The sequence below is a fragment of the Blastomonas sp. AAP53 genome, assembly GCF_000331245.1.
In the GTDB taxonomy this organism is placed as follows: domain Bacteria; phylum Pseudomonadota; class Alphaproteobacteria; order Sphingomonadales; family Sphingomonadaceae; genus Blastomonas.
In genome coordinates this window covers 180106-194507 of sequence record NZ_ANFZ01000014.1, presented here as the reverse complement: position 1 = coordinate 194507, position 14402 = coordinate 180106, and the positions used below count along the sequence as shown (strand labels likewise).

Genomic DNA, 14402 nt, shown 5'->3' with positions numbered 1-14402 from the left:
TCGCCGGCGCGTGCGGCCTCGACCCCGGCATTCAGCGCCAGCAGGTTGGTCTGGAAGGCGATGCCGTCGATGACATCGATGATGTTGGTGATCTGGCCGGATGATTTCTGGATGGCGTCCATCGCTCCCACGGCGCGGCGCACCACGTCGCCTCCGGTGGTGGCGGCGGTATGCGCCTCTTCGACCTGCTTGCCGACTTCGGACGCGTTCTGCGCGGTCTGCTGTACCATCGAGGTGACTTCGCGCATCGCTGCGGCGCTTTCTTCCAGGCTGGCCGCCTGCTGCTCGGTCCGCTGCGCCAGGTCGCCCGATGCCGAGCGGATTTCCGATGCCCCGGTCAGGACATGGTTTGCCACTGTCGATGTCTGCGACAGCAATTCGCAAAACTGGGTCAGGGTGGCGTTGAAATCCCGGCGCAATGAATCATATTCGGCGTCGAAGGCTGCATCAATCGAGTAGGTCAGGTTGCCGTTCTTCATGTGCTGAAGGCCGGTGGTGAGTTCTGACACCACGGCGTGCAACACGGCGTCCGACCGGACGCGTTCGGTTGCGTTATCCTTGAAGACCAGCATCGACCTGCTCATCCGGCCCACGCAGTCCTTGTGATCCTGGTAGAGGATCGGACTGGCCAGGTCGCCAGCGGCCAGCCCCTCCATGCGCACGACGGTGCTGACATAGGGATCGCAGATGGCCTTTTTGGCATACAGCATGAAAGCGGTCACGGCTGCCATGACCCCCAGTTTCGTGACAACCTGCGCCACGGATCCACCGGTGTCATTCATCAGGTTGACCATCCCGATGACCACGGGAATGGCAGTCAGTGCCAGAAGGACGACCAGAATGAGGTCGAATTTTTTGCGGATAGGGTAATGCGCGTAAAAGTCTTTGATCATGATGCCCCCTCATGGCTGGAGGTGTCCAGCTGGCCTGACAGGCTTTGGGTGCAAAGTGATAATCGAGGGTTAATGCGTGAGAGCAGAACCCTGCACAAAGTGACACGTTTGAGCCAAAAATCGCATTAAGGGGGCGCGAAGGGAGGCCCCGGAACGGAGCTTTGCCATCGGCGGCACCTCGTTGCGGCGCAAATGCAATCTGCACGATTTTTCAAAGATTTGCTTTTTGGATTCATCATCAAAATCCGCGCTGGCAGTAGCGTTTTTCCAGGTTGTTCGCCTGCCATTGTTTTGACCGAGCCAGTGTCAAATCTTTTGGACATTTTTTTCTTCGCCGACGCACTTCCAGACATTTTACACTGTCTGGGGGCAGCGAATTCGGTCAATGGACGCGCCGAATCGCTTTCTTCAGCACCGGGACACATGATCGCCGCAGCGGTCTTGTGCGCGGGGCGTCATAATAGGGTCAGATAAAACCGGTGCGAATGTCATACAAGTGACACGAAACCGTCATAGACGCGCGGCGTGACCCGTCCGTACTGGCTGGGCCCGTCCACAGGCGCACTTTTTCATGTCGATTGTCATGGGGGTTCTCTCCCCCAATATCCTCGCAGCTGCACTTGTCGCGGGTGCTGCGGCACCAGCGGATGCACAATCCGTGTTGTCGGCCGAGCCGACGCAGGCCGACCAGGCCCAGACGATTGCCGATCTGCAGCGGCAGATCGATGAACTCAAGGCGATGGTCAAGGACCTGCAAGCTGCGCAGAGCGCATCGGCTGCTCCCTCCGCGCTGCAGGCAGGCGCCCCGTCTGCCCTGGCACAGCAGGCACCGCCGCCTGCAACGACACCCGCCCCCGTGGTGGTCCAGCCACCCCAGATCGCCTCCCAAGCACCGGTTCAGCAGGCATCTGCGGCCCCGCGCAACGGCACGCCATGGTATGACAGACTGAGCCTGCGCGGCTACACCCAGATGCGGATGAACCAGATTGTTTCGGGCGATGCGACCGCGCCTGCAGGCGTCTCGCGCTTGCGGACGATCGGCGATGGCGATGTGCGCGATGACGGCACGTTCAGTCTGCGGCGGGTACGGCTGGTGCTGCAAGGCGACGTCAACGACTATCTGTCGCTCTATTTTCAGCCCGATTTCGCGGTCGGCGTCTCCAACCAGTCAGCCGGTGAGCGGCGCGAGGGCTTTGCGCAGCTGCGCGATATGTATGCCGACGTCTTTCCCACCGGTGACAAGAGCTTCCGCATCCGTCTGGGCCAATCCAAGGTCCCGTATGGCTGGGAGAACATGCAGTCCTCGTCCAACCGGTTGGCGCTCGATCGTACCGACGGCATCAACAGTGCGGCACCGGGAGAGCGCGACCTTGGCGTGATCGCCTATTACACGCCGGCCAAGGTCCAGAAAATCTGGGGTCGCCTGTCAGCAGACGGCCAGAAGCTGTTCGGCAACTACGGCGCATTCGGTGTGGGTGTGTTCAACGGGCAAGGGCTCAACCGCACTGAAACCGGCGGCAATGTGATGACCGTGGGGCTGGCGACCTGGCCATTCGAGCTGGATGGGCTCGGCCTCGATGGTCAGGTGCTGGAGCTTGGCGGGTCGATCATGCGCAATCGCATCAGCCCGGAACTGCGCAGCGGCGGGCTCAGTCCGGTCAGCTACAAGGACAACCGCGTCGGGCTGCATGCCATCCTCTATCCGCAACCCATCGGGCTGCAGGCCGAATGGAACTGGGGGACGGGGCCGGAATTCAACCCGGTCACCCGCCAGATCGAGGAGCGCCCGTTGCGCGGCGGTTATGTCCAGGCGATGGCGCGGGTGCGGCAATCGCCGCTCGGACCTTTCTATCCCTTCGCCCGCTGGCAATATTATCGCGGTGGCTTCAAGGCTGCGATCAACGCCCCGCGACTGGAAACCGAGGAGCTGGAACTGGGGTTGGAATTCCTGCCGACACCGGCGCTGGAGCTGACCTTCACCTATGGCTGGGCCTCGCGGCGCGAGGCCGACGAACGTCGCTTCGGTCAGGCAGAAGGCGAGCTGCTGCGGGTGCAGGCGCAGTGGAATTACTGAGGTGTGGAATTACTGAAGCTGGCGTTGAGGCAACGGCGCGATATCCGGGCGGCTCAGCCGGGCTTGTCGATCATGAAATACAGCGCTGAAACCAGCGGGACCGTTGCGACCAGACCCCAGACAAGCCACCGCCGCGCCAGTTGCCGATACTCGGCAGAAATCTCCCCGCCTGCGAATTCGCGCGCCATACGCGCCTGTTTCACCTGAATGGGGATCAGCAAGCCCAGCCAGATCACCCCGGCGGCGATGAAGCTCACCTGGCTCCAGAGCAACCAGGCAGGGCCGGGGAAATCATAGCGCGCCTCGAACATCGCGCCGTATCCGCCGACGATCGTCAGCACGATCCCCGGCACCGTCAGGCCAAAGTCCGTTCCGGTCACCATCCGCTGGCCAAAGGCGACGATCGACGCGTCGCGGGTCCGGTCGGCAAAGACCTTCCACACCGCTGTCACCGTGATATTCCCCACCAGCAGGATGATCCCGAGGATATGGGCAAATTTGTAAACCGCAAAAGCTGTCATCGAGGTGTCCGGGTGCAGGAATGTTCGGGCATGTCGTCTGCAGTGGTAGCGTCAGGCAAACGGGTTTGTCTGCGCTTTTTTTTGAAGGTCCCGGCAAACGTGGCACGGCCCCGGCGTTGCCTGGCCTGGTTCGGGAGCAATCGCATCCCGATGCTCCGGGCGGCGCGGCGCACGATGGTTGCATCGCGCCGGGGGGCGGTTTGCAAACGCTTGCCGGAATGGTATCGCGCCGCACTGCGGGCGGAATGGCAGCCTGTAGAGTAGCGTCGGCCAAATCCAGCTGGCTTTATTGTTCCGAGGTTAATTCGAGTGAATAGCAACGATACGACCTCCGGGCCAAGGCAGCTTTGGTCCGTGGCGCTGCTTGCAGGCCAGCGCCCGGGCACAGATCCGCTGGCGCGCGGGTTTCGGCGCGTCGCAAAGGCGCTGATCCCGATCCATGGCAGGCCGATGATCGCCTGGGTGCTCGATGCGCTGTTGCAGTCCGATCATGTCGGGCGTGTCGTTGTCATCGCGCAGGATGATGCGATCCTGGGCGATCCCGCACTCACGCATTTCGCTGCCGATCCGCGCGTGACCGTGACGCTGGGCCAATCGGGTATCTCGCGCAACATCATGGCGCTGGCGGGGCAGGAGATGCTTCCCTGGCCGATCATGGTCACCACCGCCGACCATCCGTTGCTGACCACCAGGATGGTGGATGATTTTCTGGGTCAGGCGTCGGGCCATGATCTTTCGGTCGGCATGGTGGCGCGCACAACGATGCTGGCGCGCTATCCGGGCTCGCTGCGGACCTGGCTCAAGTTTCGCGACGATGGCTATACTGGCGCAAACCTGTTCGCGCTGACCAGCCCGGTCACCCGCAATGCCCTGCAGCTCTGGGCAGCGGCCGAGCAGGACAGGAAGAAGGCGCTGCGCCTGTTCCTGCGGTTCGGCCCCAGGCTGGCGATTCTCGCGATCACCCGCCGGGTTACCGGCCCGGAAGGTATCGCGATGGCGGGCCAGCGACTGGGTCTGACCGCGCAGCTGGTCTCGATGAATGATGCCGACGCCGGGATCGATGTCGACAAATGGACAGACTATTGGCAGGTGGGTGCCATCTTGCAGGCGCGCGACAGCGATGCGGACGCAGCGGCAGATCGCATCGCGCCTGATCCCGTCACGATATCGGTGTTCGATCTTGACCGCACATTGACCCACCAGCCCACCTATACGGCGCTGCTGGTGTTCATCGCGTGGCATCATGCGCGCTGGCGGCTGCTGCTGGCACCGGTCGTCATGGCCGCGATGCTGGCCTATCTGGCCAAGTTCGTCAGTCGGCGCAGGCTCAAGGAAATCGAACATGCGCTAGTCATCGGTACGTCGGTGCCGCGGGCCCGTGTCGAAGCACTGGCGGAAAAATTCGCTGACCGGCTGGATCGGAGCGGTTTCATCGCTGAAGGCAGGGCGCGGATCGCCGCCGAGCGCGCCGAGGGGCGGCGGGTGATCATGGCGACCGCCGCCAATGCGTTCTATGTCGAGGCGCTCGCCCGGCGGCTGGGGATCGACGAACTGGTCTGCACCCGGTCGACCTGGGATGGCGACGCGCTGACCTCGGCGATCGATGGCGACAATTGCTATGGCGAGGCCAAGCGCGAGATGGTGGAAAGCTATCTGGAAAGCCAGGGCCTTGCCCGCGCGGACATCCATGTCCGGTTCTTTTCCGACCATGTCTCAGACAAGCCGATGTTCGAATGGTCGAACGAGCCGGTCGCGGTCAACCCTTCGCCCAAGCTCAAGGCGCTGGCGCAGCAGCGACGCTGGCCGGTGCTGCACTGGACCTGAGCACGCTTCACGGCTAACGCGCACTTCGTGCGGCAGGCGGGACACCTGTCGGTGATGGCGTGGGTACCGTGCGAATAGGCTTTCTTTGCAATCACGATCAGATTCACCAGATCGCCCATAGCCTGCCGATTGCGCTGGCCATGGCCGATCTGGGCCATGACGTGCTGGTGGCCGCCAGCAGCGATGCCATTGTTGCGGAAATCGGGCGACTGGCGGGGCCTGAAGGGCTGGCGAAGCTCAAGCTGGTCCGTCTCGATGTCCGGCGCGCCAGCTCGCGCCTGGTCGAGCGGGTGCTGGGAGAGATTGTCCCGGCGCGCAAGCTGGTGATCTATCGCGACAATCTGGAGCTCTTTCGAAGCCTGGATGTGCTGGTGGTGACCGAGAGGACGTCGCTGCTGCTCAAGCAGCGCTACGGATTGCACGACCTCAAGATGGTGCTGGCAGATCATGGTGCGGGAGACCGCGCCATCGGCTTTGGCGCATCGGCGGCGCAGTTCGACCATATCCTGGCAGCAGGGCCGAAAATCCGCGACCGGCTCGTGGCCGAGGCCGGGGTCGACCCTGCGAACATCACGATCACCGGCTATGCCAAGTTCGACACTGCGGGCACGCAGCGGCCGGTGCTGCCAATGCAGGCCAATAGTCGGCCGACGGTGCTCTACAACCCGCATCTGTCGCCGCACCTTTCGTCCTGGTACACCATGGGCCGGGCGGTGATGGAGCATTTTGTCGCCAGCGATCGCTACAACCTCATCTTCGCCCCGCATATCATGCTGTTCCACCGGCGGTTTGTGGTGACGATCGACCGGCTGCGGATCGACCGGCCCGGCACAGTCGATCCGCGCTGGCTGGCGGCCCCTAATATCCATGTCGATACCAGCAGCCGCGCGCTCACCGACATGACCTATACCCGCGCTGCCGACGTCTATCTGGGCGATGTCAGCAGCCAGGTGTACGAATTCCTGCGCGAGCCCCGGCCCTGCCTGTTCCTGAACGCGCACCATGTCGACTATGCCGGCGACCGCAATTACGCGCACTGGCAGGCAGGCCCGGTGCTCGGCTCGGTGGATGACCTCGATGCCCGGATCGATCATGCCATCGCCAGCCATGATGCCACGTACCGCCCGGTGCAGGAGCAGCTGTTCGCCTATACCTTCGATCTGACGGGCGAACCTTCCGGCGTGCGTGCCGCACGTGCCATCACGGCCCTGTACGCATGACGGGCGAGGCACGCCCCCGCGGCGTGATCGGGCGGATCTACGCCAACTTGAGCTTTCTGCTGGGCGGCAAGGCCATCGCGGGCATCTTCAGCCTGGCTTATCTGATCATCGCCGCGCGGGTGCTGGGCCCTACCGACTACGGCATCCTTATTCTGGTGCACGGTTACGCGCTGGCGGTGGGGGGCATCATCAGCTTCCCCGGCTGGCATGCCATCGTTCGCTATGGCGCCCCGGCGCTGGCCGAAGGCGACCGCGCGCGGCTCTGGCGGCTGATGCGCTTTACCGCGCTGCTGGAGCTTGGGGCAGGCCTGCTCGCGGTCGCGGTGGGCATGGTGCTGGCACCGGTGATCGCACCGCGGCTGGGGATCACCGGCGATGCGCAGCATTATGTCGTGCCCTATAGCGTGGCGATCCTGATGACGGTGCGGACAACGCCTGCGGGCTATCTGCAGCTGTTGCGGGAGTTCAAGCTGCTGGGTCTGCACCACGCAGTCATGCCTGCGTGCCGCCTGATCGGCGCGATCATCGTGACCGCGCTCGGCTTTGGGCTGACGGGCTTCATCGTCGTCTGGCTGGTGTCATCGATCGCCGAGTCCGTCTCGATGTGGATCATGGGCTGGTGGGTGGCGCGAAGGCACGATCCGGACGCCCGCCTGTTCCAGGCCAACAGCCCCGACGCACCCGGCATTCGCGCCGAAAACCCCGGGCTATTCCGGTTCATGATCTTCGCCAATGCCGACACCACCTTTGCCGAGCTGTCGCCGCGCATCGCGCTGCTGGCGGTGGGCTGGATGCTGGGGCCGACGGCGGCGGGGCTGTTTTCGATCGCCCAGCGCGCCACGGTGATCATCGCGCAGCCGGCGCAGGTGCTGGCGCAGGCGGCCTATACCGAATTTGCGCACCTCATTGCCAGCGGCGGGCGAGGGGCCCCGCTGCGCCGGGCGCTGTTCGGCAGCATCGGCGTATCGATGCTGGCCGCGTTGCCGTTTGTCGTGCTGATCGCGATGTTCTCGCGCGAGATCGTCGTGCTGCTGGGCGGCGAGGCCTTTGCCGGTGCTGCAGCGCTGGCAATCTGGCTGCTCGCAGGGCGCCTGATCATGCTGGCGGCGCCGCAGCTCAGTTCCGCCCTGATTGCGCTGGGATATGCCGGATGGTCGATGAGCGCGAATATTGTCTCCAGCGTCATTGCCCTGCCGCTGCTGCCGCTGGCGCTCCACAAGTTCGGCCTGATCGGATCGGGCTATTTCGCGGTGTTTGAATCGACGATCGCGCTGTGCGCGCTGGTCATCCTGTGCCTGCGCATGACGGCGACCGACAGAGCCAGGGCGGATGCCCTGCCGCTAGGCTAGCAGCCACCCATCAAGCGGGGCTGCTGCCGCACCAAATTCCCATCGTCGGAACACCGGAACGAATGCCGCAGTGCGGTGTAACCCTTATGACCGTGCCTTGGGAGCAGTCCTGTCCCGCGTCGTCATGCCACGCCGTCACCACTTGCCCTGATCGTTCTGTCGCATCATTCCGGAAGGACGCCCAAGATGTACGAGATTTTCCCCGCGCTCGTTGCCGATGACAGCCATGAAAGCTCTGAACAGCCAGAGCTGGACCAGTGCGGCAGGCTGGCGCTGATTGGCGGATTTCTTCCCCGGCGCTGCGGTATCGCCACGTTCACGACCGATATGCATGCCGCATTGCGCATGCTGGCCCCCGAGATGGCGATCGATGTCTATGCGATGGCGCCGGCCGGGGCGACCGATCAGTTCGACGCACAGGTGTGCAGCACGATATCCGACAGCGAACCCGAAGCGTTCCTGGCGGCGGCGCAGCAGATCGAGGCGAGCGGGGCCGATGTCATCTGGCTGCAGCATGAATTTGGCCTTTTCGGCGGTCCTGCCGGTGACATGATCCTCGACCTGCTCGATAATGCGGGCGCGCCCGTCATCATCACGCTGCATACGGTTCTGGCCCAGCCCGATCCGGATCAGCTGCGGGTGATGAACAGGCTGATTGCGCGGGCCAGCAAGCTGGTCGTGATGTCCGATTTGTCGCGCTCGCTGCTGATGGAAGCCTATGGCGCAGACGAGGCGCAGATCGCCCTGATCGGCCACGGCGTACCCGATCGCCCGTTCGGCCGGTCTGCCCAGTTCAAGGACCGCTTCGGCTTCTCGGGCAAGAAGGTGATCCTCACGTTCGGCCTTTTGTCGCAGGGCAAGGGCATAGAGGTCATGATCCAGGCGCTGCCGCAGATCGTGTCGCGCAATCCCGATGCGCTGTATTGCATTGCCGGGGCGACCCATCCCAATCTGGTCGCGCATGAAGGCGAGGCCTATCGCGAAAGCCTGCAGGCGCTCGCTCGCGCGCATGGCGTCGAGGGCCATATCCACTGGATCGACGCGTTTCTGGATACGCCTGAGCTGCTCGACCTGATCGAGGCAGCGGATGTGTTCGTCACGCCCTATATCGGTGCGCAGCAATCGACGTCGGGAACGCTGTCCTATGCCATGGCGCTGGGCAAGGCGATCGTGTCGACCCCTTATGCCCATGCTGCCGAGCTGCTGGCGGATGGCCATGGCCGTCTGGTTCCCTTTGGTGACAGCGACGCGATGGCCAGCGAAATCAGCCAGCTGCTGGCAGATCCTGAGTGTCTCCACGGTCTGCAGCAGCAAGCCTACGGCCGTGGGCGGGACATGATCTGGCCGCGTTTTGCCCGGCAGACACTGGACCTGATCGAGGCGACCCGTGTCGTTGCGGCCAAGGATAGCGCGCCGGAGCGGATCGGCATCCGGGGGCTGATGCGGATGTGCGACAGCACCGGGATTCTACAGCACAGCATCCACGGCATTCCCGACCGGCGGCACGGCTATTGCGTCGATGACAATGCGCGCGCGCTGATGCTGATGCACCGGCTGGATGGCGCGGTGTTGCGCGAATGCGGGCATCTGACCACGGTGTTCGCATCGTTCGTCCAGCATGCGTGGAATCCTGACAGGCGCGAGTTCCGCAACTTCATGGGGTTTGAACGCAACTGGCTGGAGGCGGTCGGGTCAGAGGACAGCTGCGGTCGTACCCTGTGGGCCATCGGCATCACGGCCCGCCACGCACGCGATGCAGGAATGCGCCGCTGGGCATGCGAACTGTTTGCCAATACCGCTGAATCGGCGCTGGGATTTCAGTCGCCGCGCGCGATCGCCTTTGCGATGCTGGGTGCAGCCAGCCTTGCCCAGGCACAGCCCAAGCATGTGCTGGCCGATGCCATCGTGCAGCAGGGAGCCGAGCGTCTGCAGGCGCTGCATGCAGCGGTCGCCCGGCCGGGGTGGAACTGGTTTGAAGATGTGCTGGCGTATGACAATTGCCGCCTGTCCGAAGCCATGCTGCGCGCCGGCGTCCATCTGGGCAACGACGCGATGATCGCCTGTGGCCTGGAAACCCTGGAATGGATGATGGGCGTGCAGACCGCGCCGCAGGGCCATTTCCGCCCGGTAGGCTCCAACAGCTTTGGCCAGAGCTATGCCCGGCCCAAGGTCTTCGACCAGCAGCCGGTGGAAATCTGGGCGACGATCGATGCGGTGGCCGCAGCCTGGGATGTCACCCGCGACCCCCATTGGCTGATCCACGCGCGCCGCGCGTATGATTGGTTCGACGGGCACAATGACCGCAGCGTGATCATCGGCGATCCGCTGACGGGCACGAGCATGGACGGCATCAACCCGCGCGGACCCAATCTGAATGAGGGCGCAGAATCGGTGCTGGCCTATCAGCATTCCTTTTATGCGCTCCAGGCCCTGATGGCCAAGGTGGGGGTGCGTCGCTGGTGACCCGCATTGCCCAGCATGAACTGAGGTTGCATGCCGACCCGACGCGTGTCGTCGTGCGGCCCTTCCATCTCGCCTGGCAGGCCTCCGGGCCCGACCTGGAGCGCGTGCAAAGGCTCGCGCGTGAGATCATTGCGTTGGACCCGCGGACGGTTCGGGCAGAACTGGCGGTGGTGCTGCGCGATTTTGCGGACCGCCACCGGCAGATCGAGCGCGTCTTCCAGGACCGGTTCGACGAGATCGAGCCGTGCCTAGGATTGACCACGCCGCTGCGTCGCGAGACCCAGTTGCTGATCGGCGCGTATTTCTGCCACGAATACAGCTATGCCGCCGCCGCCGTGATGAACCCCAGCGTGGTGCGTCACCCCGACCAGAGCGGGCTGGAGCCTGGAAGCATTCGCATCCTGCTTTCGCTGCGCGCGGTGGGCGAGGGGCATATCTCCACCATCGCCTTTCGCGAAGGGGTCATCACCGCCAGCCGCGAGATGTACCTGACGCCGCAACCGACCTTTGCCACGGCGGCAATGGCAGGGTCGGCGGTCAACCCTGTGACCGACGACACCGTCACCTTGCATCGTCAGAGTGACAGCAGCCTCTCCGGCACGGTCATCTTTCCGATCACCGAGGCGCAACGCAACGGTCTTGAAGATCTGCGGCTGGTGGAATTCGAAGGCGAAGATGGCAGCCGTGAATGGATCGGCACCTATACCGCCTATAGCGGTCGCGATATCCGTTCTGAGCTGCTGCAGACCGATGATTTCAAGGATTTCACCCTGACGCCGATCAAGGGTGGTGCGGGGCGCAACAAGGGCATGGCGCTGTTTTCGCGCAAGATCGACGGCCAGTTCTGCATGATCGGGCGGCAGGATGGCAAGAACCTGTACCTGTTGCGATCTGACACGATCGACCATTGGGAGGGCGGCGAGCTGCTGCTCGAACCGCGCTACCCCTGGGAGCTGGTGCAGATCGGCAATTGCGGCGCGCCGATCGAATTGGACGAGGGCTGGCTGGTGCTGACCCACGGCGTGGGCGCCATGCGCAAATATGCCGTGGGCGCGATGCTGCTCGACAAGCAGAACCCGTCTATCGTTTTGGCACGGACCAGCAACCCCATTCTGTCAGCCGCAGACGAGGACCGCGAAGGCTATGTGCCCAATGTCGTCTACACCTGCGGCGCGATCAGGGTGGGGGAAGACATTTTCCTCCCCTATGGCGTGGCCGACAGTTCGGTGTGTTTTGCCTTCGTGGCCATCGCCGACGTGCTGGCTGCGATGGACTATCCCGTGAGCTGAGCAGCGGCGCGGTCATTGCTGCACTCGGCAGTGGCTACATCATACAGCTTCTGTGCCACCAGCACGGCTGCAGGCGCATTGGGAGCGGTCGCATCAGCACCCACTTGCGCTGCCATCGCAGGATTGGCGGTGAACAGCGGCCCGCCAACCATGATGCCGATCTGCGGGTTGGCTGACTGCTGCCGGATCAGCCCGATCGTGCTCCTCAGGCTGTCGAGTGTCTGTTTGGACCCTGCCGTCAGCCCGGCAACCGCAAACCAGGTGTCCTTCGCGAGTGCTGCAATCTCTTCCGCCGTACCCGATGTTTCGGTCCGCACTTTCCAGCCCGATGCCAGCAAGAACCGTTCGACCATCGTCACGCCGAAAAAGTGCTGATCGCCAGGGGTCATGGCCATAAGGACATGGCGGCGGCTGTCGAGGGCGGGCTGGGTGTGCGAATTGTTGAACACGGCGAGCAGCTTCTGCAGCCGGGACACACCCAGGGTGACATCGACGAAATCGCATTCATCGTGATCCCACATCTCCCCCAGATGGCGCGCGGTGGGCTCCAGAAGTTCGATGAACAGCGTGTCCATCGAGAGGCCGCGTTCGCGCAGGACCATGACATAGCTGACCGCCGCTTCCAGGTCGGTGCCCAGGATGATATCCGCAAGCCCTGAAATGTCGTCGCGACCCGGTGCGAGGGTCTTGACCAGCACATCAATGGGCGGCGCGTCAGGTACGAGTTCGGTGTGCAGACGTAACAACTGGGGAATGACCCTGTTCGATATGAGTTGAGCCAGCTTGCCCTGGCGAATGGCAAGGTCTTTGCGCTGGTAGATTTCGGGAGCGATGAAATGGGCTTCCAGTTGGCGCAGGCTGCGCCGGTCGATCACGGGGATGGCTGCTGACGCGGCTCGTCCCATGGGTGTCTCCTGTTTCTTTTGTGCCTTGCAGTCCGTGGCGCGTAGACAGCATAAAGTGCAGATGCTGTCGAGGATTTATGGGTTAAATTGATGCTGCTGCACCTCGGTGATCGCGTATCGCCTCGCCCTGCAGCTCCATGGGCCGGCGCGCCCCATCTTGCCAGACGGCCCTTCCACGGTCGGCAGGCACCGCGCGCCACCGGCACAACATGCGGTGACCCTGTTGGGCAAAATGGCTCAAACCGGTGGCCTTGCCGCCTTGGCCGAGAATGTCAGCCTTGCGTTTTGGCCTGCCCATATTGCCTGAACGCACCGATGATACGGTTCATCTCGTCCAGGTCGAGCAGCTGGGGCCCGCCGATCGCCAGGCTCCCGCAAAAAACCGCGGCCTGTTCCTCGATTTCCTCGGCAATCGCCATCGCGACGTGCAGCCCTGGGCCCAGAGCGATGAGGCCATGATTCGCCATCAGGCAGGCGAGGCGTCCGTCGAGCGTCTGCACGACACCCGCTGCCAGCTCCTCGCTGCCGAATGTCGCATAGGGGGCAACAGGCACGCTGGCCCCGCCACTGACCGCGACCATGTAATGCAACGGCGGAATTTCCCGATGCGCACAGGCCAGGATGGTGGAGTAGCGCGCGTGGCAGTGAACCACTGCGTTCACATCGGCGCGTCGCTGGTACAGCCCCATGTGCATCCGCCATTCGCTCGACGGCCGCGATGATCCGTCCGCTACCCGTCCGTCGCCATCGACGAACACCATCTGGTCCGGAGTGAGCCGATCGGGCGTGACTCCGGAAGGCGTCACGAACATCCCCGTTGCGAACCGCACCGAGATATTGCCCGATGTCCCGCGATTGAGACCGCGTGCATCCAGCGCGCGCATCGCATCGGTCAGCTGCTGACGGGCTTCGTCTTCGGTCATCATTTCTCGTCCTTCACCGGCGTATCGCGCATGAACGCAAGCGTGGCATCATAGCTTTCCAGCCTGCCCAGGGTCCCCACGCCCAGAGAGACCTGCGCTGCGGTGGCGACGCCAAAGCGCAGCGCGTCTTCCGCCTCCAGGCCGCGTGCACGCCCGGCAATGTAGCCGGCGCACAGGCTGTCGCCGCAGCTTGTGGTATCAACAGGGTCGATCGCATAGGCCGGGACATGGAACTGCCGGTCGGGCAGCACGAGCATCGCCCCTCTGGCGCCCAGCTTGACCAGGCAGCTGCCTGCTCCGCGCATCATGAACGCACGCGCACCTTCGACCGGATCGTCTGTGCCGGCCAGCGCGCGCACCTCGGCCAGGCTGGGCATGAACACGTCGATATGCGGCAGCAACGTGTCGAGGTCGCTCTGCGCCGCATCGGTCGGTGCAATCAGGTCGCACGATATGAAAACGCCGCGCGACCGCGCTGCGCGCAATGCATCGGCGCCTTGCCCGGCCACGCCGGGAAAGCCGACACAGGCCCAATGGACAGCGGCGGTGTCGGCCAGCGCGGCCATCACGGCATCGGTGACGGGGGCAAAGATGCTGGCCCCCATCATGTGCCAGTTCGGGCGATCGCCATTGGGGCGAATGGGCAGCACGGTGGTCGATGTCGGCCACTGCGGATCGGTATCGAGCAGGCTGGTATCGACGCCTGCTGCCTCGAACATCGAGCGGATCATCTGCCCTTGCGGATCCTGGCCGACCGCAGAGGCAATGGCGGTGCGTAGGCCCAGCCTCTGCGCAACCAGGGCGGTTCCGCCCGCAGTACCCGCCGGGGAGAAGGCGATCCTCTCGACAATCTGCCCCGCCTCGTCCTCGGGCAGCGAAGCCACGGGATAGACCGTGATGTCGATGGTCGTGAGACCGATGGCCAGCAGATCGAACCGCAT

General features: G+C 63.7%; 11 protein-coding genes. 6 read left to right on the top strand and 5 right to left on the bottom strand.

Annotated elements, in window-relative coordinates:
• Window positions 1-893 (bottom strand): methyl-accepting chemotaxis protein (locus D618_RS0113570; protein WP_017672073.1); only part of this gene is annotated, 893 nt, incomplete at its 3' end.
• A 571-nt stretch (window positions 894-1464) separates the two neighbouring features.
• On the opposite strand from D618_RS0113570, the gene D618_RS0113565 reads away from it, so the two are divergent.
• Entirely contained in the window at window positions 1465-2967 is a 1503-nt protein-coding gene (locus D618_RS0113565) for a porin (RefSeq protein WP_017672072.1), read from the top strand.
• A 53-nt stretch (window positions 2968-3020) separates the two neighbouring features.
• Here D618_RS0113565 and D618_RS0113560 read toward each other — a convergent pair whose 3' ends face one another.
• Window positions 3021-3488, bottom strand: coding sequence for a DUF2269 family protein (locus D618_RS0113560; protein WP_017672071.1), 468 nt, complete (start codon window positions 3486-3488; stop codon window positions 3021-3023).
• Between the two features lie 354 nt (window positions 3489-3842).
• Between D618_RS0113560 and D618_RS19110 the strand changes: the two genes are divergently transcribed.
• The 5 genes from D618_RS19110 to D618_RS0113530 all read left to right on the top strand — a co-directional run bounded on the left by D618_RS19110 (window position 3843) and on the right by D618_RS0113530 (window position 11633).
• Window positions 3843-5312 carry an HAD-IB family hydrolase gene (locus D618_RS19110; protein WP_017672070.1) on the top strand — a complete coding sequence of 490 codons (1470 nt, stop codon included), beginning with the start codon at window positions 3843-3845 and terminating at the stop codon, window positions 5310-5312.
• A 68-nt stretch (window positions 5313-5380) separates the two neighbouring features.
• Entirely contained in the window at window positions 5381-6532 is a 1152-nt protein-coding gene (locus D618_RS18420) for a hypothetical protein (RefSeq protein WP_040370792.1), read from the top strand.
• On the top strand, window positions 6529-7881 hold the full coding sequence (locus D618_RS0113540) for an oligosaccharide flippase family protein (RefSeq protein WP_017672068.1): 1353 nt from the start codon (window positions 6529-6531) through the stop codon (window positions 7879-7881). The genes D618_RS18420 and D618_RS0113540 overlap by 4 nt, the downstream gene beginning before the upstream one ends.
• Before the next feature lie 186 nt (window positions 7882-8067).
• Complete coding sequence (locus tag D618_RS0113535) at window positions 8068-10344, top strand: glycosyltransferase family 4 protein (protein ID WP_017672067.1); 2277 nt, start codon at window positions 8068-8070, stop codon at window positions 10342-10344.
• A complete protein-coding gene (locus tag D618_RS0113530; RefSeq protein WP_152414735.1) occupies window positions 10341-11633 on the top strand; it encodes a glycoside hydrolase family 130 protein in 1293 nt (430 codons plus the stop codon). The genes D618_RS0113535 and D618_RS0113530 overlap by 4 nt, the downstream gene beginning before the upstream one ends.
• Here the strand turns inward: D618_RS0113530 and D618_RS18415 are convergent.
• The 3 genes from D618_RS18415 to D618_RS0113515 form a co-directional block, all read right to left on the bottom strand.
• Window positions 11618-12538 (bottom strand): cobalamin B12-binding domain-containing protein, encoded by a 921-nt coding sequence (locus D618_RS18415; protein ID WP_081590524.1) that lies wholly within the window; start codon window positions 12536-12538, stop codon window positions 11618-11620. The genes D618_RS0113530 and D618_RS18415 overlap by 16 nt on opposite strands.
• A 272-nt stretch (window positions 12539-12810) precedes the next feature.
• Window positions 12811-13461 carry a class II aldolase/adducin family protein gene (locus D618_RS0113520; RefSeq protein ID WP_152414734.1) on the bottom strand — a complete coding sequence of 217 codons (651 nt, stop codon included), beginning with the start codon at window positions 13459-13461 and terminating at the stop codon, window positions 12811-12813.
• The gene (locus tag D618_RS0113515; RefSeq protein WP_017672063.1) at window positions 13461-14402 is read right to left on the bottom strand and encodes a sugar kinase; all 942 of its coding nucleotides are present in this window, start codon (window positions 14400-14402) and stop codon (window positions 13461-13463) included. Before D618_RS0113515 ends, D618_RS0113520 begins: the two co-directional genes overlap by 1 nt.